This is a genomic window from Anaeromyxobacter soli, from assembly GCF_022808855.1.
Lineage (GTDB): Bacteria > Myxococcota > Myxococcia > Myxococcales > Anaeromyxobacteraceae > Anaeromyxobacter > Anaeromyxobacter soli.
This window is the reverse complement of record NZ_JAKZLF010000006.1, coordinates 153,024-173,431: the sequence shown is the minus strand read 5'-3', so window position 1 is coordinate 173,431 and position 20,408 is coordinate 153,024. Positions and strand designations below refer to the sequence as shown.

General features: G+C 74.9%; 22 protein-coding genes. 18 read left to right on the top strand and 4 right to left on the bottom strand.

Going from position 1 to position 20,408, the window contains the following annotated elements:
• Positions 1–20: 20 nt before the first annotated feature.
• From MLV88_RS06995 to MLV88_RS06985, 3 genes are all read right to left on the bottom strand, one after another.
• A complete protein-coding gene (locus tag MLV88_RS06995; protein ID WP_242338531.1) occupies positions 21–419 on the bottom strand; it encodes a hypothetical protein in 399 nt (132 codons plus the stop codon).
• Positions 420–458: 39 nt separating this feature from the next.
• Positions 459–881 carry a hypothetical protein gene (locus MLV88_RS06990; protein WP_242338529.1) on the bottom strand — a complete coding sequence of 141 codons (423 nt, stop codon included), beginning with the start codon at positions 879–881 and terminating at the stop codon, positions 459–461.
• Positions 882–1,009: 128 nt separating this feature from the next.
• Positions 1,010–2,056, bottom strand: coding sequence for a serine/threonine-protein kinase (locus MLV88_RS06985; RefSeq protein WP_242338527.1), 1,047 nt, complete (start codon positions 2,054–2,056; stop codon positions 1,010–1,012).
• A gap of 101 nt (positions 2,057–2,157) precedes the next feature.
• On the opposite strand from MLV88_RS06985, the gene uppS reads away from it, so the two are divergent.
• From uppS to MLV88_RS06935, 10 genes are all read left to right on the top strand, one after another.
• The gene (uppS, locus tag MLV88_RS06980) at positions 2,158–2,910 is read left to right on the top strand and encodes a polyprenyl diphosphate synthase (RefSeq protein WP_308197062.1); all 753 of its coding nucleotides are present in this window, start codon (positions 2,158–2,160) and stop codon (positions 2,908–2,910) included.
• A gap of 3 nt (positions 2,911–2,913) precedes the next feature.
• On the top strand, positions 2,914–3,747 hold the full coding sequence (locus MLV88_RS06975; RefSeq protein ID WP_242338525.1) for a phosphatidate cytidylyltransferase: 834 nt from the start codon (positions 2,914–2,916) through the stop codon (positions 3,745–3,747).
• A 45-nt stretch (positions 3,748–3,792) separates the two neighbouring features.
• Positions 3,793–4,950, top strand: a complete 1,158-nt coding sequence (locus tag MLV88_RS06970) for a 1-deoxy-D-xylulose-5-phosphate reductoisomerase (RefSeq protein WP_242338522.1) — start codon at positions 3,793–3,795, stop codon at positions 4,948–4,950.
• 105 nt (positions 4,951–5,055) lie between these two features.
• The gene (rseP, locus tag MLV88_RS06965) at positions 5,056–6,732 is read left to right on the top strand and encodes an RIP metalloprotease RseP (protein WP_242338521.1); all 1,677 of its coding nucleotides are present in this window, start codon (positions 5,056–5,058) and stop codon (positions 6,730–6,732) included.
• Between the two features lie 10 nt (positions 6,733–6,742).
• Positions 6,743–7,498 (top strand): tRNA (adenosine(37)-N6)-threonylcarbamoyltransferase complex dimerization subunit type 1 TsaB, encoded by a 756-nt coding sequence (tsaB, locus tag MLV88_RS06960; RefSeq protein WP_242338519.1) that lies wholly within the window; start codon positions 6,743–6,745, stop codon positions 7,496–7,498.
• 169 nt (positions 7,499–7,667) lie between these two features.
• A complete protein-coding gene (locus MLV88_RS06955; RefSeq protein ID WP_242338517.1) occupies positions 7,668–9,119 on the top strand; it encodes a site-2 protease family protein in 1,452 nt (483 codons plus the stop codon).
• 2 nt (positions 9,120–9,121) lie between these two features.
• Positions 9,122–10,024: a TIGR01777 family oxidoreductase gene (locus MLV88_RS06950; RefSeq protein WP_242338515.1), complete on the top strand. Its 903-nt coding sequence runs from the start codon at positions 9,122–9,124 to the stop codon at positions 10,022–10,024.
• 76 nt (positions 10,025–10,100) lie between these two features.
• Positions 10,101–11,123, top strand: coding sequence for an aspartate-semialdehyde dehydrogenase (locus MLV88_RS06945; RefSeq protein ID WP_242338513.1), 1,023 nt, complete (start codon positions 10,101–10,103; stop codon positions 11,121–11,123).
• Positions 11,124–11,277: 154 nt separating this feature from the next.
• Entirely contained in the window at positions 11,278–12,186 is a 909-nt protein-coding gene (locus MLV88_RS06940; protein WP_242338511.1) for a fibronectin type III domain-containing protein, read from the top strand.
• Positions 12,183–12,905: an MXAN_2562 family outer membrane beta-barrel protein gene (locus MLV88_RS06935; protein ID WP_242355380.1), complete on the top strand. Its 723-nt coding sequence runs from the start codon at positions 12,183–12,185 to the stop codon at positions 12,903–12,905. Before MLV88_RS06940 ends, MLV88_RS06935 begins: the two co-directional genes overlap by 4 nt.
• 41 nt (positions 12,906–12,946) lie before the next feature.
• Here the strand turns inward: MLV88_RS06935 and MLV88_RS06930 are convergent, their stop codons facing one another.
• On the bottom strand, positions 12,947–13,759 hold the full coding sequence (locus MLV88_RS06930) for a carbon-nitrogen hydrolase family protein (RefSeq protein WP_242338507.1): 813 nt from the start codon (positions 13,757–13,759) through the stop codon (positions 12,947–12,949).
• A gap of 29 nt (positions 13,760–13,788) precedes the next feature.
• Between MLV88_RS06930 and MLV88_RS06925 the strand changes: the two genes are divergently transcribed.
• The 8 genes from MLV88_RS06925 to MLV88_RS06890 all read left to right on the top strand — a co-directional run bounded on the left by MLV88_RS06925 (position 13,789) and on the right by MLV88_RS06890 (position 20,400).
• Entirely contained in the window at positions 13,789–14,424 is a 636-nt protein-coding gene (locus tag MLV88_RS06925; protein ID WP_242338506.1) for an excisionase family DNA-binding protein, read from the top strand.
• Positions 14,425–14,493: 69 nt separating this feature from the next.
• Positions 14,494–16,449: a tetratricopeptide repeat protein gene (locus MLV88_RS06920; protein WP_242359835.1), complete on the top strand. Its 1,956-nt coding sequence runs from the start codon at positions 14,494–14,496 to the stop codon at positions 16,447–16,449.
• A 31-nt stretch (positions 16,450–16,480) separates the two neighbouring features.
• A complete protein-coding gene (locus MLV88_RS06915; RefSeq protein ID WP_242336260.1) occupies positions 16,481–17,347 on the top strand; it encodes an alpha/beta hydrolase in 867 nt (288 codons plus the stop codon).
• A 110-nt stretch (positions 17,348–17,457) separates the two neighbouring features.
• Positions 17,458–17,826 carry a bactofilin family protein gene (locus tag MLV88_RS06910; RefSeq protein WP_242336257.1) on the top strand — a complete coding sequence of 123 codons (369 nt, stop codon included), beginning with the start codon at positions 17,458–17,460 and terminating at the stop codon, positions 17,824–17,826.
• A gap of 2 nt (positions 17,827–17,828) precedes the next feature.
• The gene (locus MLV88_RS06905; protein ID WP_243337161.1) at positions 17,829–18,368 is read left to right on the top strand and encodes a bactofilin family protein; all 540 of its coding nucleotides are present in this window, start codon (positions 17,829–17,831) and stop codon (positions 18,366–18,368) included.
• A gap of 18 nt (positions 18,369–18,386) precedes the next feature.
• Positions 18,387–19,166 carry a ParB N-terminal domain-containing protein gene (locus MLV88_RS06900; protein WP_242336251.1) on the top strand — a complete coding sequence of 260 codons (780 nt, stop codon included), beginning with the start codon at positions 18,387–18,389 and terminating at the stop codon, positions 19,164–19,166.
• Positions 19,163–19,759, top strand: coding sequence for an orotate phosphoribosyltransferase (gene pyrE / locus MLV88_RS06895; protein WP_242336248.1), 597 nt, complete (start codon positions 19,163–19,165; stop codon positions 19,757–19,759). Before MLV88_RS06900 ends, pyrE begins: the two co-directional genes overlap by 4 nt.
• Positions 19,756–20,400 carry a hypothetical protein gene (locus MLV88_RS06890; protein ID WP_242336246.1) on the top strand — a complete coding sequence of 215 codons (645 nt, stop codon included), beginning with the start codon at positions 19,756–19,758 and terminating at the stop codon, positions 20,398–20,400. Before pyrE ends, MLV88_RS06890 begins: the two co-directional genes overlap by 4 nt.
• The last annotated feature ends 8 nt before the right edge of the window (positions 20,401–20,408 follow it).

Below are 20,408 nucleotides of genomic sequence, written 5' to 3'. Positions count from 1 at the left end.
CCGCCGGCCCGCCGCCGAAATCACGCGCCGTAATAGCGCCCGTTCGCCTCCTCGCCGATGACGCCGAACTTCGCGCGCGAGGTGGCGAGCGGGTCCGAGCGCCAGGTGAAGCCGAGCGACGGCACCTCGACGCGCGCCTCCGCCTGCGCCGTGGCCTTCCAGCCCTTGAACCGGAACTGCTTCGCGGGGTCGTCGATGGTGACGGGCTCGTCGGTCGCCGTCCAGACGACGGTGACGTCGAGGCGCGCCCGGCGCGCGTCGGCGTCCGGCTCGGGCCAGCGCGGCTGGTCGATGACGGCGAGCCCGGTGAGCCGCAGGGTCGCCTTGCGCCCGTCCCCGGAGACGACGAGCGCGCCGGGCGGGACGTCCGCGATCCAGTAGAGCCCGTTCGGCCGGATGGCGGGATGGAAGTCGTGCACCTTGCTGGCGGGGGTCGCCGACCCCCGGAACAGCGTCAGTCAGAGGTGCGCGAAGAGGCCTCTGCGCTCGATCCGGGTCGTGGGCCAGTAGGTCGCGTCGATGAAGGAGAAGTCGGTGGAGGGGGCGCCCCACACGAGCGGGTTTCCTTGCCCGTCCTTGCCCGTGCCCTCGAAGTCGTTCGCGCGCGCGATGCGACCCTTGAAGTGGAAGATGTTCGACGGGTCCATCCCGGGACCGGGCGACTGGTTGTGGCTGCCGTTCTTGTCGAGCCACGGGATCGCCGACGGCTCGCTCGAGCCGCCCACCGGCGCGGCGAGCACGTCTCGGCCGCCGCGCGGCGCCGCCGCGCGCGCAGCACCCCCGAGTCCCCCGCCCACGCCCGCCACGCCGAGCGCGCCGAGCCCGGCCGTGAGGAGCCTGCGTCTCCCGAAGCCACCCGCAGCCCGCGAACGATCACGCATCGTCATCTCCGCATCTCCGCGCGGACACGTGCCCGCCGCGAAGGCCCTAGCTCCGGCGCGCGCCGCCCGCGCGCCGCCGGAGTGGTCGCCCGGAGGGCGTGGAGGTAACGAGGGGGCCCGTCCGGCGGTCAGCGACCCCGGAGCTCCCGCGCGACCTCTGCCGCCGTCGGCGGCCGGCGGCCGGGGTCCTTCTCGAGGAGGCGCTCCGCGAGCCGGGCGAGCCGCGGGTCGGCGCCGGGGTTCACGCAGAGCAGCGCGGGGGGGGCCGCGTGGAGGATCTCGCGCCAGAGCGCGACGGGATCGCTCGAGACGAACGGCGGGACACCCGCGAGCAGCTCGAACAGGATGACGCCGAGGCTGTAGAGGTCGCTGCGCGCGTCCACCGGCTCGCCCTGAGCCTGCTCGGGAGACATGTAGCGGTACGTGCCGACCACGCGGCCCACCGCGGTGAGCGCCTCCTCCGGGTCGGCCGCCGCGGTCTTCACGAGCCCGAAGTCCATGAGCCGGGCGACCCGCGCGTCGTCGATCATGACGTTCGTCGGCTTCAGGTCCCGGTGCACGAGCCCTTCTCCGTGCACGTACGCGAGGGCGTCCGCGACCTGCGCCAGGGCGGAGCGGAGCCGCTCCACGCGGCCCGGACGGTTGAGCGCGACGAGGAGCTCCGGCGAGGGGGGCGCGAGCCCGCACCCGCCGCTCGACGAGGGATCGGCCGGGTTGGGCCAATCCGTCTCCGTCGCGGGCTCGTCGAGCATGGCGGCCAGGGCGGCGCGCGCGTCGGGGAAGGGGCCGGAAGCGCCCGACTCGGTCTCGTCGTCGGATTCGGCGGCCGAGGCGGAGTCGCCGGGCGGCGCCGGAGTGGGGGGCGCGTCGAGGGCGGGGGAGAGGTACGCGCGCAGGTGGAGCCCCAGGACGAGCTCCATCGCGAGGTACGAGCACCCCTCGGAGAATCCCGCGTCGTACACCCGCACGACGTTCGGGTGATCGAGCGCGCGGAGCACCTCGTACTCGCGCGCGAGCCTCCGGGCCGCGGTCGGGTCGGCCGCGGCGGCGCCGCCGAGCACCTTGACCGCGGCGAGGTGACCGGTCCCGGTGTGCCGGCCGCGGTAGACCGTCCCGACCCCACCGCGCCCGATGACGGACAGGATCTCGTACGGGCCGACGCGGCGGGGGGGCACGGGAATCGAGCATACGCCAACCCTCGCGGAATGGGTCAAACCCGCGCCCTGACTGACGTTCGGGCTCGCGGCCGCCCGGCGACCCGTGCTATGAGCCGCGCGTGACCGGCGAGACCCCCGTCGAAGAGCTCGAGGCACGCGTGCGGGCGAGACCCGTGCCGCGCCACGTGGCCATCATCATGGACGGGAACGGGCGGTGGGCGGAGGCGCGGGGACTCCCGCGCGTGCTCGGCCACCGCGAGGGCTCCGAGTCGGTGCGGGCGGTGACGCGCGCCGCGCGGCGCATCGGCGTCGAGGCGCTCACCCTCTACGCCTTCAGCGCCGAGAACTGGGCGCGCCCGGACGAGGAGGTGGGGGCGCTCATGTCGCTGCTCGCCGAGTTCCTCGAGTCCGAGCGCGGCGAGATGATGGCGAACGGCATCCGGCTGAACGCCATCGGCGAGCTGGACCGTCTGCCCGACGTCGTGCGCGAGAAGCTCGCGGTGGTGCGCGCCGAGACCGCCAGCAACGCGGCCATGACCCTCACGCTCGCGCTCTCCTACGGCGGCCGGCAGGAGCTCGTGCAGGCCGCACGCCGGGCCGCGGCGGCGAAGGGCGCGGCGCTCGAGGCGGACGACATCGAGGCGGCGCTCTGGACCGCCGGCCTCCCGGAGCTCGATCTGCTCGTTCGCACGAGCGGGGAGCGGCGCATCTCGAACTTCCTCCTCTGGCAGTGCGCCTACGCGGAGCTCCACTTCTCGGACGTCCTCTGGCCGGACTTCCGCGATCGCGAGCTCTTCCGCGCCATCGAGGATTTCCAGGGGCGCGAGCGCCGCTTCGGGCTCACCGGCGCGCAGCTCGGCCCCCGCACCTAGCGAATGCCCGCGTTCGACCAGAAGAACCGGCAGAACCTCGTGCTCCGCGTCGCCTCGGCGGTGGTGCTGTTCCCGCTCGCGGTGTGGCTCACCTACGTCGGCGGCTTCCCGTTCGCGGTGCTGGCCGGCGCCGCCGCCGCCATCGCGGCGTACGAGCTCGTCGTGATGTTCGGCACCGTGGGCGCGACCGAGCTGTTCGGCGTCGCGATCGCGGGCGCGATCCCGTTCGTCGCCGCGTGGGAGCCGAGCGGCAACCTGCTGCCCGGGTGGTCGGGGCTCGCGCTCGCTGGCGCGACCGTCTCCCTGTTCGTGTTCTCCCTCTTCCGGCGCTCGCCGCTCGAGGAGATCCCGCGCGCGATCGCGATCGTCACGCTCTCCTGGCTCTACTGCGGCGTGCTCATCGCCTCGCTCGTCGGGCTCCGGCTCCGGTTCGACGTGGGCTGGGTGATCCTCGCGTTCGTGGTGACGTGGGGCAACGACACCTTCGCCTACTTCACCGGGCACGCGCTCGGCCGGCACAAGCTGCTCGAGCGGATCTCGCCCAAGAAGACGTGGGAGGGCTTCGCCGGCGGGGCGGTGGGCAGCGTCGTGGGCGCGCTCGTCACGCGCGCGCTCCTCCTGTCGGACGAGCTCCCGGTGGGGCTGGCGATCGCGGTGGGGATCGGCGGGGCGGTGCTCGGACCGCTCGGCGACCTGGCCGAGTCGATGGTGAAGCGCGCGGCGGGGGTGAAGGACTCCGGCAAGATCATCCCAGGCCACGGCGGGCTGCTCGACCGCATCGACGCGCTCCTGTTCGTCGCGCCGTGGGTGTACGTCTGCGCGGCGTACCTCCGGTAGGGCCGTCCGGTCGCGCCTCGCCTGCCCGTGATAGAGATTCGCCCCGTGAAGCGCGTCGCGATCCTCGGCTCCACCGGCTCCATCGGCGTGCAGGCGCTCGACGTCGTCGGCCGTTTCCCCGACCGCTTCCAGGTGGTCGGCCTCGCCGCGGGGCGCAACGCGGCCCGGCTCGCCGAGCAGGTCCGGCGCTTCCGCCCGCGGCTCGTGTCCGTCGCGGACGCGGCGGCCGCGCGCGAGGTGCGCGAGCTCGCGCCGCCCGGCACCGAGGTGCTCGTCGGCGAGGCGGGGGCGGTCGCGGTCGCCTCGCACCCGGACGTGGACTTCGTGCTCGCGGCCATCTCCGGCGGCGCGGGCCTCCGCTCCACCGCCGCGGCCATCGAGGCGGGGAAGCCGGTCGGCCTCGCGAACAAGGAGTCGCTCGTGCTCGCGGGCGAGCTGCTCACCGCGCGCGCCGCGGCGCGCGGCGTGCCCATCCTGCCGGTGGACTCCGAGCACAGCGCCATCTACCAGTCGCTCGCCGGCCACAACCGGCGCGAGGTGCGCCGCCTCATCCTCACCGCCTCGGGCGGTCCGCTCCGCCTGGTGCCCGCCGCCGAGCTCGCCGACGTGGGCCCGGAGCGCGCGCTCAAGCACCCGAACTGGTCGATGGGGGACAAGATCACCATCGACTCGGCGACCCTGATGAACAAGGGGCTCGAGGTGATCGAGGCGCGCTGGCTGTTCGGCGTGGAGCCGCGCCGCATCGACATCGTCGTTCACCCCGAGTCGATAGTGCACTCGATGGTGGAGTACATCGACGGCTCGATGGTCGCGCAGCTCGGCGTGTCGGACATGCGCGGCCCCATCAGCTACGCCATGACCCACCCGGAGCGGCTGCCACTCGACCTCCCGCCGCTCGACCTCGCCCGCCTGGGCAAGCTGACCTTCGAGCAGCCCGACCCGGCGCGCTTCCCGGCGTTCATGCTCGCGTACCGCGCCCTCGAGCTGGGCGGCACCGCCCCCGCGGTGCTGTCCGGGGCGGACGAGGCTGCGGTCGCCGCGTTCCTCACCCGACGGTGCCGCTTTCCCGACATCGCCGACATCTGCGCCTCCGTCCTCGAGGCCCACGCCGTCGAGCCCGTCAGGAGCGTCGAGCAGGCGCTCGCCGCGAGCGACTGGGGGCGCCGCGAGGCGGAGAAGCGCGTCGCCCGCGCGGGGGGTTAGCCGTCTCCGCGCCCCCCGCCGCGCCTTCCTGGCTCCATCAAGGCGACCAAAGTTTCGGCACGGGTCCGGGCGAATCGCCCGGCCGCCCGGTACGATGGGAGTGACATGCCGGATCTCCTCCTCAAAGCTGGATCGATCGTCCTCCTGCTGGGCGGGCTCATCTTCGTCCACGAGCTGGGCCACTTCCTCGTGGCCAAGGCGCTCGGGGTGAAGGTCGTCCGCTTCTCCATCGGGTTCGGGACCCGCCTGTTCGGGTTCAGGCGCGGCGAGACCGAGTACCGCATCTCGCTCCTTCCGCTCGGCGGCTACGTGAAGATGGCGGGCGACGATCCGAGCGAGGAGCTCGCGCCGGAGGATCGCGGCCGCGGCTTCCTCGAGCAGCCGCCCTGGAAGCGGCTCCTCATCGCGTTCGCCGGGCCGGCGATGAACCTCGTCTTCCCCGGCCTCATCTACTTCGCCCTCATGATCGGGCAGAACGGCGAGCCCACCGCGGGCCCGGTGGTCGGCACCGTGGCCCCCGGCTCGCCCGCCGCGGAGGCAGGGCTGCGCGCCGGGGACCGGATCCTCTCCGTCCAGGCGCCCGGCACGGCGCCCGCGCCGGTGCGCTACTTCGGCGACCTGCGCGACCTCGTGTCGCCGCACGCGGGGGAGCCGCTCACGTTCCGCGTCGAGCGCGACGGAGCTCCCGTCGGGCCGGTCACCATCGTGCCCGCCGCGGACGAGGAGGCGAACCCCATCGAGACCACGCGCCGCGGGGTCATCGGCGTGACGGCGTTCTACGCCCCCGCGGTGGTGGCGCCCGCGACGGCCGGCGCCGCCGGCCCGCTCGAGCCGTTCGATCTGGTGGTCGCGGTGAACGGGACGAAGGTCCGCCACCTCGGCGAGCTCGAGCACGCGGTCCGCGACGCCGCGTGCAAGCCCGTGTCGCTCGAGGTCGTCCGCGAGCGGGCGGAGAAGCTCCCCGGGGCGACGCTCGCGTCCTTCGATCCGGTGAAGCTCGACGCGGTCCCCACCTGCGCCGGCGGCCGCCCGGCGTTCCTCCCCGCCGACCCGTCGCTCTCGACGTTCGTGGCGGCGGTGGTCCCCGGCAGCCCCGCCGACAAGGCCGGGCTGCGCCGCGGCGACGCCATCGCCGCGATCAACGGGAAGCCGGTGCGCTCGTTCATGCGCGACGTGAACGCGCTCGCCCGCGAGTTCCAGGTGGGCAAGCCGGTGGCGCTCACCCTCGCCGACGGCCGCACCCCCACGCTCGTCCCCGCGAAGGAGAGCTACGTCGACGAGCTCACGAAGGAGCGGAAGGAGCGGCTCGTGCTCGGGTTCCAGCCCGATCGCCGGGCGCTCGTGGACGCGCGCGCGCTCGTGGTGGACGAGGTCCCGCTCTCGCGCGGCCCCGTCGAGATGGCGGGGCTCGCGTGGCGCCAGCTCTCCGAGGTGGTGCGCCTCACCGTGCTCGGCATCCAGCGGATCGTCACCGGCCAGATCAGCTTCAAGACGGTGGGCGGGCCGATCATGCTGTTCTCCATCGCCTCCGAGGCGGCGCAGGAGGGCTGGGCGTCGTTCCTCTTCAAGATGGCCCTCATCAGCGTGAACCTCGGCCTCATGAACCTCCTGCCGATCCCGGTCCTCGACGGCGGGCACATCGCGCAGGCGCTCGTCGAGGCCGTCACGCGGCGGCCGCTGTCCCTCCGGGCGCGGGAGATCGCCAACATCGTGGGGATCGTCCTGCTCTTCACGCTCATGCTCTTCGTGTTCAAGAACGACATCGTGCGGCTCGTGGGGTAAGAAGCGCGGCATGCTCGTCGCCGCCCTCGACACCGCCACGCTCACGCTCTCCGTCGCGCTCGTGGACGTCCTCCCGGGCGCGGCGCCGCGCGTCCGCTGCGAGCGCACCGAGCACGCGCCGGCGCGCCCCGCCCCCGGCGCGACCGGCGGGCACGGCGGGCGGCTCCCCGGGGCGCTCGTCGCGCTCCTCGACGCGGAGGGGCTCCGCCTCGCCGACGTGGAGGGCTTCGCCATCGGCATCGGGCCGGGCTCGTTCACCGGGCTCCGCATCGGCCTCGCCACGTGGAAGGGGCTCGCCTACGCGAACCGCCGCCCGATCGCGGGCGTGTCGAGCCTCGCGGCGATGGCGCTCGCGGCGGAGGCGGACGCCCGCCCGGGCGAGGTGCTCGTGCCGCTCCTCGACGCGAAGAAGGGCGAGGTCTACGCGGGCTTCTACCGCGCGGCGGGCGGGGCGGTGGAGGCGGTGCTGCCCGAGGCGGCCCTTCCCCCGGCGGCGCTGCTCGAGCGCGTCGCGACGGTGCCCGGCGCCGCCGCGTTCGGCGAGGGCTACGCGGCGTACGCCGCCGCGCTCGAGGGGCACCTCGCGCGGCTCGAGACCGCGATCGCGGCGCCCACCGCCGCGGCGGTCGCCGCGCTCGCCGGACCGAGGCTCGCCGGCGCGAGCTTCGACCCGCAGGCGCTCTTCGCGCTCGAGCCGCACTACGTCCGCCCGAGCGAGGCGGAGCTGAAGTTTCCGAAGGGGCTCGGCCCCGGCGCGGATCGCTGACTCGGCGCACGATCCCGGCCTGCGGCGGGCGTCCTCGCTCCTTGCGCCTGCGGCGCGCGACCTATGGTGCGCCGGCGCGCCGAGCGCGGACGCCCCGACTCGGCTATCTTCCCACCTCCGCCCCAGACCGGTCCCGACAGGCCGCGAAGGCCAAACGCCCGACGCCCCCATGGAAGCCGCCGTCTTTCGCCCCGCGCTGCGCAACGTCCTCCTCTCCCTCGTCGCCGGCGCCGCCGGCGGCGTCGTCCTCGGCGTCGTCGCGGGTGCGCCGTTCCTGCTCTCGCTCGCGTTCGGGGCGGTCGCCGCCGCCCTCGCGCTCGCCTTCCGCCAGCTCACCGGCCTGCGCGTCGTCGCGACGGCCGGCGGCCTCGCGGTGAAGGGCCGCGACGCGGGGCTCTCGGCGCGCTGGGAGGAGCTGCGGCTCGGGTTCGGGAGGAGCCCGCGCCCCGACGGCTCCTGGCAGCCCTACGCCATCGTGGCGGACGCGCGCGGCCGCTCCTTCGCGTTCGCCGACCTCGCCGGCGCGCGCGGGTGCGAGGCGGTGCGCGGGCTCGACGGCGCCGACGTCGAGATCGAGGACCTGCGCGACGCCCCGCTCCTGCTCGCCCTCGTGGTCCAGCGCGCTCCGGCGTGGCACGTCCTGCCGCCGGCCCTGCTCGCTCCGCCCGTCGTCGAGGCGGCGCCCGCGCCCACCGGGGCGCCGGCCGCGGGAGAGCGGCGATCTCGGGTGGGCCTGCTCGGCCTCCTCGGCAAGCTGGGCGGGACGGTCGCCAAGGCCGCGAAGACCGCCAACCTCGGCTGGGCGGCCGCCTCTGCGGCGACCTACGGCGTCCTCTTCTCCTGGAAGTTCGCGGTGGCGCTCCTCGTCCAGCTCTTCGTCCACGAGTACGGCCACGTCCACGCGATGCGGAGGACCGGCATGAGCGTGCGCGGCATGTACTTCGTGCCGTTCCTCGGGGCGATCGCCGTCACCGACGACGCGTTCACCTCGCGCCGCCAGCAGGCGTACGTCGCGCTGAACGGGCCGCTGTGGGGCTCCCTGTTCGCCCTCCTCCCCGCCGCCCTCTGGCTCTGGACGCGCGATCCCATGTTCGCCGCCGTGGCCACCTGGTGGGCGGTGATCAACCTCTTCAACCTGCTCCCCATCGCCCCGCTCGACGGCGGGCGCGTCATGCAGGCCTTCGCGTTCTCGTTCTCCTCGACCCTCGGGGTCGCGCTCACGATCCTGGGCCTCGGCGCCGCGGTCGCGGTGGGGACGACGCTCGGCTACGAGCTCGTCTGGATCATCGCGCTCCTCGGCGCGCTCGAGCTCGTCGCGGAGGCGCAGGCGCGCGCGGGCGGGCGGGCGCTGCGGCTCCTGCCCGAGCGCGCGCGCTTCGGGCCCGCGCAGTTCCGCTACCTGCGCGCGGTGGCGGGGCCGCCGCTCGGCTCGCCGTCCGAGGCGTTCTTCGTGCGCGACCTCCAGCGGATGGAGCAGGCCGCGAAGGCCGCGCCGCTCCGGCCGCTCGAGATGGCGCTCTTCGGCGTCGGCTACGCCGCGCTCGCGGCGGGGCTGCTCGCCCTCGTGCACTTCATGTCGCACGTGCCGGGGGCGAACGTCGCCGCGCAGATCCTGTCCTGACCATGCACGTCTTCGTCACCGGCGCCACGGGGCTCATCGGGCGCGCCCTCTGCGGCGCGCTCCTCGAGGCCGGGCACGCGGTCACCGCGCTGTCCCGCAGCCGCGGCGCCGACCGGATCCTGCCGGCGGGTACGCGCGTCCTCACCGGCGATCCGGCGGAGGGAGGCGGCTGGGAGGAGGCGCTCGCGGCGTGCGACGCCTGCGTGAACCTCGCGGGCGAGCCCATCGTCGAGGGGCGCTGGACCGCCGCGAAGAAGCGGCGCATCCGCGAGAGCCGGGTGCGCGCGACGGAGCGCATCGCCGCCGTCGTGCGCGCGGGCGGGCCGCGGGTGCTCGTCTCCGGCAGCGCCGTCGGGTGGTACGGCTCGCGCGGGGACGAGCTCCTCGACGAGGGCTCTTCCGGCGGGGAGGGGTTCCTCGCCGACGTCTGCCGCGAGTGGGAGGCCGCCGCCACGCCGGCCGCGGCGCGGGCGCGCCTCGTGCTCCTGCGCACCGGGATCGTCCTCTCTCCCGCCGGCGGCGCGCTCCCGAAGCTCGTCCGGCCGTTCCGCCTCTTCGCGGGCGGGCCGCTCGGGAGGGGCGACTTCTGGATGCCCTGGATCCACCTCGCCGACGAGGTCGGGATCGTGCGCTTCGCGCTCGAGGACGCGCGCGTCGAGGGGCCGCTCGCGGCCTGCGCGCCCGAGCCGGTCCGCAACCGTGACCTCGCGCGCGCGATCGGCAAGGTGCTCGGACGCCCGAGCTTCCTCGCCGCGCCGGAGGTCGCCGTGCGGCTCGCGGTGGGCGAGGCCGCCGAGGCCGTCCTCGGGAGCCAGCGGGTGGTGCCGCGCAAGGCGCTCGAGCTCGGCTACCGCTTCCGCTTTCCGACCCTCGAGGCCGCGCTCAGGGAGCTGCTCGGGAGCTGAGGGCAGCCCCCTCGACCTCGACCTCACCGACGCCCGCCTCGACCGCATCCCGAACCTCGCGCCCAGGAGAACCGCCGTGCCCAAGCTCCCCATGACCCTCGCCCTCGTCGGCGCCACCGGCGAGGTCGGGCGCGCCGCGCTCGACGCGCTCGACCAGCTCGACCTCCCCGTGAAGGCGCTCCGCCCGTTCGCCTCGCCCCGCTCGGCGGGCGAGCTCGTCGAGTTCCAGGGCGACGACCTGCGCGTCGCACCGCTCGCGGACGGCGCGTTCCGCGGCTGCGACGTCGCGCTCTTCTGCGCCGGGGCCGAGGTCGCGCGCGAGTGGGCGCCGCGGGCGTGGGCGGAGGGCTGCGCCGTGGTGGACGTCTCGCCCGCGTTCCGCGCCGACGGCGAGGTGCCGCTCGTCGTCGCCGAGCTGAACGCCGAGGCGATCGCCGCCTTCCGCGCACGCGGCGTGGTGGCGACGCCCGGCCCGACCGCGACGGCCGTGGCGCTGGCGCTCGCGCCGCTCCGCGCCGCGGGGATCGAGCGGGTCGTCGTCTCGACGTACGAGCCGGCCTCCGGCGCCGGCCGCGCGGGCGTCGCAGAGCTCGAGCGCGAGGCGCGGGACCTGCTCGGCCTCAAGGAGCCGGACCCCGCGGCGCGCTTCCCGCACCGCCTCGCGTTCAACCTGATCCCGCAGGTGGGCGCCTTCGGCGAGGGCGGCGCGACCGACGAGGAGGAGGGGATCGTCCGCGACGCCCGCCGCGTCCTCGGCGCGCCCGAGCTGCGCCTGACCGCGACCGCGGTGCGGGTGCCGGTCTTCTACGGCGAGGCCGTCGCGGTGAACGTCACGACGCGCGAGAAGCTCGGGGTGAGCGAGGCGCGGGAGCTCTTGCGGGCCGCGCCGGGCGTGAAGGTCGTGGACACGCCGGGGGAGGGCATCTACCCGATGCCGATGCTCGCGGCGAACGAGGACGCCGTGCTGGTGGGCCGCCTGCGCGAGGACCGCTCGCAGGCGCGCGGGCTCGACCTGTTCCTGGTCGTCGAGAACACGCGCAAGGGCGCCGCCACGAACGCCCTGCAGATCGCGCGGGTCCTCGCCGAGCAGCACCTCTAGCCTCTGCCAAATTGTCAGCCCGCCCGCGCGGGCGCTGCCATTTTGGCGCCCCGCCGGCGCCCGCGCGGCTCGAGCGAGCCGGAAATCGCGAGGGAGTCGGGGGGGATCGTTCCCTTGCCCCCCTGGCGCTCCGGTTGCAGAATCGGCGCCCATCATGCGCCGAGCACTCCTCCTCGCAGCGCTGGCCTTGCCCGCGCTGGTCCGCGCCCAGACGGCGGGCACGGTCACGTTCACGCCCGACAACCTCCTCGGCTCCGCGGACTGCGATCCCGCGAGCACGACGACCGTGAGCCTCTCGTGGGCGGTGGCGGCCACCGGCGTCGCGGGCGGGACCTATCGCGTCTACGCGTCCTCGCGCGCGCCGACCTCCACGACCACGAACGCGGTCAAGCTCTGCGACACGAGCGACGTCCCGGCGGACAGCGTGCGCGCGGCCCAGATCGGCGAGGACATCAGCGCCACCGCCAACCCGCAGAGCGCCGACTTCCGGACCGCCGACTTCGTGCTCGCGACGGGCTACTCCTGCGCGGAGACGACGGCGCGCACGATCTACGTCTGCGTCCACTTCGTCCCCTCCGGCCAGACCGACGCGAGCGCCTCGGCGAACGGCTCGATGAAGCTCGACCTGAAGGCTCCCGCGAGCCCGGCCAACGTGACGGTCGAGCCGGGAGAGCAGGGGTTGCGCGTCTCGTGGGATCACGGCACGGGCGGCGCGGCCGACGCGAGCTACTTCAAGATCCACGCGGTGGCGACCGACGCGACGAAGGACGCCCGGGATCACTGGTCCGGGAAGATCCTCGACGAGACCGGCCGGGTCAGCGGCCGGATCGACGGGCTCACGAACCTCGTCGAGTACCAGGTGACCGTGGTTGCTTACTCCTCGGCGGACAACGCGAGCCAGCCGTCGGAGCCGAAGACCGGGACGCCGCAGCCGGTGGAGGACTTCTGGGAGTACTACCACTCGAGCGGCGGGCAGGAGCAGGGCGGCTGCGCGAGCGGCCCCGCCGGCGCGCTCGGCATCCTCGGCGCCGCGCTCGCGCTGGCGTTCCGGAGGCGCAAGTGAACGCGAAGCTCCTCCTCGCCCTCGCCCTCGCGGCGCTCGCGCTGCCCGCCGCCGCGCAGGACCGCTCCCCGAAGTGGGGCTCGTTCGAGATCGGCGCGGGCACCTACACGCCCGACCTCGACTCGGAGTTCGCGACCAGGCCAGGGCCGTACGAGCGGATCCTCGGCGGCGGAAGCGGCTGGATGTTCCGCCTCGGCGCCTCCAAGGCGATCTTCGCGAACGACCTCGGCGCGATCGAGGTCGGGCTGCGGACCGGGTACTTCCAGAAGAACGGCAAGGGGCTCATCGAGCAGGCGAACCCCGACGGCACCACGGTCCTCGTCCCGTCGCCGGACAAGACCACCCTCGCCATCGTCCCGACCAGCGCGACCGTGACGCTCCGCCTCGACTGGCTCGCCGAGCACTACCGCTTCGTGCCGCTGTCGTTCTACGGGCGCGCGGCCTTCGAGCGCTACAACTGGTGGGTGACGGGGGGCACCGGCGACTGGTCCAAGAAGGGCGCGACGAACGGCTGGTCCGTCACGGGCGGCGCCGCGCTGCTCCTCGACGCCTTCGACCCCGGGCTCGCGCGCGAGCTCGACAACGACACGGGCGTGAACCACACGTACCTGTTCTTCGACGTCACCCGCGCCCAGGTGGACGACTTCGGCAGCGGCAAGAGCTGGAACCTCTCGACCGACGGCGTCTCGCTGCAGGGCGGCCTGATGCTGGTGTTTTGAAGTTGAGCCTGCCCGGCGCAGGCAGGCCTCGTGCGCCGCACCTAGAGCTTCCGGTGCTTGAGCGCCGGCAGCTCCTGGCGCGCCTTCTCCAGCCGGTCCCGCCGGAACGGCGCGACGCACACGCCCTCGCCGTCCGGGCAGCGCGCGAGCACGACGCCCCAGGGGTCGACGATCATCGCGTTCCCGAAGGTCTGGCGGTTCGCCGAGTGGCGGCCCACCTGCGCCGGCGCGATGACGTAGGCGAGGTTCTCGATCGCGCGCGCGCGCACGAGCACCTCCCAGTGATCCTTGCCGGTGAAGAGCGTGAACGCCGCGGGGATGGTGATCACCTCCGCGCCGAGGCTCGCCAGCTTCCGGTACAGCTCCGGGAAGCGCAGGTCGTAGCAGATGGTGAGGCCGACCCGCCCGAGCGGCGTGGGCGCGATGACGACCTTGTCCCCCGGCACGACGCCCTCCGACTCGGCGTAGCGTGCGCCGTCGGGGATGTTCACGTCGAAGAGGTGGATCTTGCGGTACGCGGCGACGATCTGGCCGTCGTCGGCGATGAGCGCCGAGGTGTTCGCCGTGCGTCGCGGGTCGTCCACCTTCTCGGAGATGGAGCCGGCGACGACGAAGATCCCGCGCCGCCTGGCCAGCTCGCGGAGCGCGCCGAGCGTGGGCCCCTCCAGCGGCTCGGCGCCGGCGATCCGCCCCTCTTCGGGGCCCATGTAGGAGAAGTTCTCTGGCAGGGCGACGAGCCGCGCGCCCAGATCGGCCGCGTCCTCGACGAGACGCAGCGCCACCTCCAGGTTCCGCGCCCGGTCGGCGGTGGAGGTCATCTGGACCGCGCCCATGAGGTAAGCGGACGGCGCCATGTCGATGTCCTTACCATGTTCGAGGCGCGATGAACCGCTACTACACGACGTTCGAGGCCGCCCGCCTCCTCGGTGTCTCGCTGCCCACGGTGGTGAACTGGATCAAGGCGCGCCGGCTCAAGGCGCACCGCACTCCGGGTGGACACCGGCGCATCGCCCGCGAGGATCTCGCGACGTTCATGATCCGCCACGGCATGCCGCTGCCTGCGGATCTCGACGACGCGGCGCACGCCCGGCGCAAGGCGCTCGTCATCGCCGAGCCCGGGCCGGCGCGCGAGGGCGCGGCGCGGCAGCTCGCGGCGGCCGGCTACGCGGTGGACCAGGCGTCGCCGGGCTTCGCCGCCGGCGCGGCCGCGGCGCGGTTCACGCCGGACGTGTTCGTCATCCACGCGCCCGCGGCGGACGGCGGCGAGGTGCTGCGCTCCCTGCGCACCGATCGCGAGCTCGGCGCGACGCCGATCGTGGCGGTCGGGCACCCCGACTGGCTCGCGCCGCTGCGCGAGGCGGGCTGTGCCGAGGTCGTGGCTGCTCCGCCCGCGGACGGCGCGCTGGAGGGCGCCGTCGCGAGCGCGCTCGCGCCGGCGGGGAAGCGCGGCGCCGATGGCGGGCGCTCGCCCACCTCCACCCGCACCCGGCGCCCCCCGCGCCGCCCCCTCTCGGATTGATGCGCCGGAAGGGGGTCGCTATGCTCGATCCCGTTCCTGAAGCGCTCGCTCCCTCGCCTGCTCACGGTCATGAACGCCGCCGCGCGCCCCGCCCTCGTCGCCGCTGTGCTCGTCCTGGCGAGCACCGCGGGGACCGCGTTCGCCGCCTCCGGCCCGGGCGAAACGGCACCCCGCGCCGGGCAAGCGGAGGGCTCCGACGGCGGCGGGCGCCGCTGGGCCTCCGCGCGCGCCATCGCCTGCTACCTGGACGCACACCGGCGGCTGCGAGCCGGCGACGCGCAGGGGGCGGCCGACGCGCTGGCGCTCGCGGTCGCCTACGACGCGGCGAGCCCGGAGCTGCGCGTGTCGCTCGCCGGCGCCCTCTTCGAGCTCGAGCGGTTCGACGCGGCCGAGACCGAGGCGCGCGCGGCCGTCGAGCGCGCAGGGGACGCCGGCCGGGCCGCCTCCGAGGCGCACGTCCTCCTCGCGCGGCTCGCCGTGGAGCGCGACCGGCTCGAGGAGGCGACGCTCGCCCTGCGCCAGGCCATCCGCGTCGAGACTGGGCTCGCGGCGCGCGGCGAGCAGGTCGATCCGACGCCGTGGCGGGTCCTCTCCGATCTGTATCTCGACACCGGCGACGACGCGGCCGCCACCCGCACGCTCGAGGATCTCGCGGCGCGCGCGCCGGAGGAGGCGAGCGCGGGTTTCCGCGAGCTCGGCCGGACGCTGCTCGACCGGGACCAGGCGGGGCTCGCCGAGCGCCACCTCCGCCGTGCCGCGCAGCTCGAGCCGGGAGAGCTCGAGTCCCTCCGCCTGCTCGCGGCGGCGCACGACGCCCTCGGCCGCCCGGGCGAGGCGCGCGACGACCGGCTCGCGATCCTGAGCCGGGAGCCGGACGACGCCGCGACGCTCGCGGCGATGGGGAGGCTCGCGGCGCAGGCGGGAGAGCTCGCGCGGGCGCGCGAGTGGTTCGAGCGCTACGCCCGCGCCGCCGGCGAGGGCGTCGAGGCGCAGCTGCGGATCGCGTTCGAGTGGCTCGACGCCGGCCGGCCCGTCGAGGCGCTCGCCGCCGCGCGAGAAGGAGTGCGGGAGGCGGGCCCCGACGGACGGCTCCGCTTCGTGGAGGGGCTCGCGCTGCGGGAGCTGCGGCGCTTCGCCGAGGCCGCCGCCGCGCTCGCGACGGTGCCGCCGAGCGCCGGGGCGAGCTGGGTGCCGGCGCGCGCCGCGCTCGCGGACGCGCTGTCCCGCGCCGGGCGCCACGCCGAGGCGGACCGCGCGCTCGCGGCGCCGCTCGACGCCTTCCCGGGAGAGGTCCGGCTGCTCCTCGCGCGCGCGGCGGTGCTCGCCCGCGCCGGACGCCGCGGAGAGGGGATCGCGGTCCTGCGCGCCGCCGTGGCCGACAAGGCGCGGCGCGGGGAGGCGGCGAGGGCGGACGTGGCCGACCTCACCACCGCGCTCGCGCAGGCGCTCGTGCGGGCGGGCAGGCCGCAGGAGGCGATCGCCGCGCTGCGGGCGGCCCTCGCGGCGTCGCCGCGGGACGAGGCGCTGCTCTACGCGCTCGGCGCGACGTACCACCAGGCGGGCCAGCCCGACACGGCGGTGGCGCAGATGCAGGCGCTCCTGGCGCTCCACCCCGACTACCCCGACGCGCTGAACTTCCTCGGCTACGCCTTCGCGGAGCGCGGCGACCGGCTCGACGAGGCGGAGCGGCTCCTGCGCCGCGCCCTCGAGCTAAGGCCGCGATCCGGCCACGTGCTCGACTCGCTCGGCTGGGTGCTGTTCCGCCGCGGCGAGTTCGCCCGCGCGGCGGAGCTCCTCGAGCAGGCCGACGCGCTCGCCGGGCCGGACGCGGTCATCCTCGAGCACCTCGGGGACGCCTACGGCGCGCTCTCGCGGACGGGGGACGCCGCTCGCGCCTACCGCCGCGCGCTCGGGGCGGACCCGGGCGACGACGACGAGGGCGCGGCGGACGCCGGGCGCAAGGCCGGGATCGAGCGGAAGCTGCGCGAGCTCGCGGCCACGGCGCGCTCCCCCTCCACGCCTTGACCCCGCGGCGGCGCGCCGTTAGCGTCCGCGGATGCCGGTCCCCTCCTTTCCCTCCGAGGCGGAGGCGCGCCACGAGGAGGGCTTCCTCAACTCGGCGGACCACCTTCGCCTCTACTGGCAGCGCTACACGCCGCCCTCGCCCCGCGCCACGGTGATCGTGCTCCACGGCGCGGGCGATCACTCCGGCCGCTACCCGGCCGTCACCTCCGCGCTCGTGCGCGCGGGGTTCCAGGTGGCGCTCGTGGACCTGCGCGGCCACGGCCAGTCCGACGGCCAGCGCTGGCACGTGGACGCGTTCTCCGACTACCTCGCCGACCTCGGCGCGTTCGTGGCGAAGCTCCGGGCCGACGGCGTCGCCGGCAAGCTGTTCGTCCTCGCGCACAGCCAGGGGGCGCTCGTGGCGGCCTCGTGGGGGCTCGCCCGCGGCGGCGAGGTGGACGGGTTCGTGCTGTCGTCGCCGTACTTCCGCCTCGCGTTCCACCCGCCGGCGGTGAAGCTCCTGGCCGCGAAGCTCGCCGGGCGGGTCGTCCCCTGGCTGCGGATGTCGGCCGGGCTCGACGTGGCCGACCTCACCTCGGACCTCGAGCTGCAGCGCTGGACCGACCACGACCCCCTCTACGGCCGCGCCACGACGCCGCGCTGGTTCGCCGAGTCCACCCGGGCGCAGGCCGCGGTGCTGCGGGGCGCCGCGCGCTTCGAGGCGCCGCTGCTCGTCCTCGCCGCGGGCGCCGACCGCATCGCCGACGTGGCCGCCGCGCGCGCGTTCGTGGACGCGGCGCGATCGAGGGACAAGCGGCTCGTGGTGTACGACGGGTTCCGACACGAGATCTTCAACGAGGTGGAGCGCGATCGGCCCATCGCCGAGGCGATCGCGTGGCTCTCCTCCCACGCCAAGTGAAGAGGCGTTCAGGCGGGTTGACGCCCCCTGGAGAGGCCCTCTATCCTGCCCCGGTCTTTCACTCCACGCGGGTCCGCGACGGACGTGAAGCTCCCGGAGGACGTCTGAAAATGGCTGGCATCGAGAAGGTCCCGTCGCCGCGCAGCGGCGCACACACGGTGATCGGAAGCTCGATCGTGATCGACGGCGAGATCTCGGGTGACGAGGACCTCGTCATCCAGGGCACGGTCAAGGGCCGCATCAGCCTGCGCGAGAGCCTCTACGTCGAGGGCTCGGGCGTCATCGAGGCGGACATCGAGACGGCGAACGTCGAGGTGTCGGGCCAGGTGACGGGCAACATCGCCGCGAGCGACAAGGTCGAGCTGAAGGCCGACTGCAAGGTCGTGGGCGACATCCGCGCTCCGCGCATCCTCATCGCCGACGGCGCCCTCTTCAAGGGCAACGTGGACATGGACGTCAAGGAAACGAAGGGGAAGTGACCGTGGCGACCATCGACGGCAGCACCATCATCGGCGAGTCCATCCTCATCAGCGGCTCCCTCAACGGCGACGAGGACCTCACGGTCCGCGGCCGGGTCGAGGGCACGCTGACCCTCACGAAGACCCTCGTGGTCGAGCCGACCGGCGTCGTGAAGGCCGAGGTCCAGGTCAAGAACTGCATCATCTCCGGCGCCATCGTCGGCAACGTCACCGCCACCGAGTCGGTCGAGATCTCCCGGGAAGGCCGGATGGTCGGCGACATCAGCGCGCCGCGCGTGATCATCGTCGACGGCGCGAGCTTCCGCGGCCGCATCGACATGGGCGAGGTGGACGTGGAGGCGGAGCGCGAGACGCGCACCGTCGTCTCGCGCCCGGCCCCGCTGCCGTCGCGCCCGGCCCTCCGCCCCGCGCCGCGCCCGGTCCCGATCGAGCGCAAGATGGAGGAGAAGACCGTGGCCGTCGCCGCGCCGAAGCCGCCCGCGCCCCCTGCGCCCGTCGCGATGGGCGCGGTGAAGCGCAAGGTGATCGTGAAGCGGAAGTAGCCGGTCTCGAGGCTCGCCGTGGAGCTCGAGCCGCGCACGACGGCGCCCGCCCATGCGACGGGCGCCGTCGCGTTCGTACCCCTCGCCGCCGTCACCGACGACGCGACCTTCCGGGTGCGCCCGGAGGGCGACGTGTCGCACCTCGCGGCCTCGATCGGCCGCCTCGGTCAGCTCTCGCCCGTCGAGCTCCGGCCGGACCCGGCGGCGCCGGGCCGTTACCAGGTCGTCGCCGGCTTCCGCCGGCTGGCCGCGCTCCGGATGCTCATGCGCGAGCGGGTGCTCGCGCGCGTGCACGAGCAGCTCTCCGAGGAGGACGCCTGGGGCGTCGCGCTCGGGCAGGCCCTGCTCACCGAGCCGCTCGACGGCGCGGCCCTGGGCGCGCTCCGGGAGCGGCTCGCCGGGACGGGAGTCGCGCCGTGGGCGGACGAACTCGTGGACGAGGCGCGCGTGCGCGCGCCGCTCGAGCCCGAGCTGCGCGAGCGCTTCTTCGCCTTCCTCGAGGCGGGCGCGCCCGCCGCAGCCGAGGCCCCGGCGCCCGCGCCCGACGAGGACGCCGCGCTCGAGCGCGAGCAGGAGGCCGACGAGGCCGAGCGCCTGGTCCCCGAGGAGGTCCCCGTGGAGGTCACCCCGGACGAGCTCGCTCAGGACGTGGCGCGGCGCTTCTGGGAGCTCAACCAGGATCTCGCGCTCGCCGTGGGGGCCTGGGCAGACTTGCCGCCCGAGGGCCGCCGCCAGATCCTGGCGCAGGCCCGCTGGGTGGCGGCGCTCCTGCCGCACCTCGAGGGAGAGGAAGAATGAGCCTCGACACCGATCGCGCCCGGCTCCTCGAGCTCCTGCGCGAGCTCTCCTTCGAGCGCCGGAAGGTGATCCTCGCCTCCGGCAAGGAGAGCGACTTCTACGTGGACTGCAAGCGGACGACGCTCACCGCCGAGGGGCACGTCCTCGTCGGCCGGCTCCTGTTCGACCGCGTCCGCCGCATCCAGCCGCTCGTGCGCGGCGTCGGCGGCCTCACCCTCGGCGCCGATCCCATCGCCAGCGCGATCGCGCTCACGAGCTTCCTGGAGCACGAGCGAGCGGGCGGTCTGGGAGGCGTTCATCCCCCCGGCACGGTCGACTCGTTCATCGTCCGCAAGGAGCCGAAGGGCCACGGCACCGGGCAGTGGATCGAGGGGCGCAAGACCATCCCGGACGGCAGCCGCGTCGTCGTCATCGAGGACGTGGTGACCACGGGCGGCAGCGCGCTCAAGGCCATCGAGCGCTGCCGGGCGGAGAAGCTCGAGCCGGTCGCGTGCCTCGCGCTCGTGGATCGGATGGAGGGCGGCCGCGAGGCGATCGAGGCGCAGGGCGTGCCGCTCCAGGCGCTCTTCACGCGCCAGGACTTCCTCGGATGACCCGCGCCGCGGTGGTCCGCGCCCTGCTGGGGCTCGCGCTCCTGGCGGCCGGCTGCACGATCCGCTCGCGCACGCCGTATCCCCGCACCGACCAGGGCGAGTGGGCGGAGAAGCGCGACCAGGCCACCCGCCGCGACCTGCTCTACGACGGCCTCGATCACCGCGCGACCGCGACCGCGACCCACCTGTCGCTCCCGGTGCGCGAGGCGCGCGCGCGCCGCCTCGCCGAGTGGAAGGGGTGGACGGCGGAGGAGCTCGAGCAGCGGCTCGCGAGGGAGCGCGCCGAGGCGGCGGCCGGCGAGGAGTTCCTGCTCGTCTTCTACACGCCCTCGTCGAGGGCGAACGACCTCGACGCGCCGAGGAGCATCTGGCACGTGGCGGTGAAGAGCGAGGCGGGGGAGCTCGTCAGCGTCGGCGCGCACATCGCCGACGCCGACGACGAGCTGCACGGCCTCTTCCCCTGGGTGGGCCCGTTCGACACCGTCTACCGGGTGCAGTTCCCCGTCCCGAAGGAGGGACCGCTCGCGGACGAGGGCTACGTGCTCGAGATCGCGAGCGCGCTCGGCGTGCTCGAGCTCGACTACACCTCGCCGCCGCTCCCCACGCCGCTCATCCAGCCGTCGCCGCCCGAGGGGCGCTGACCTTCGCG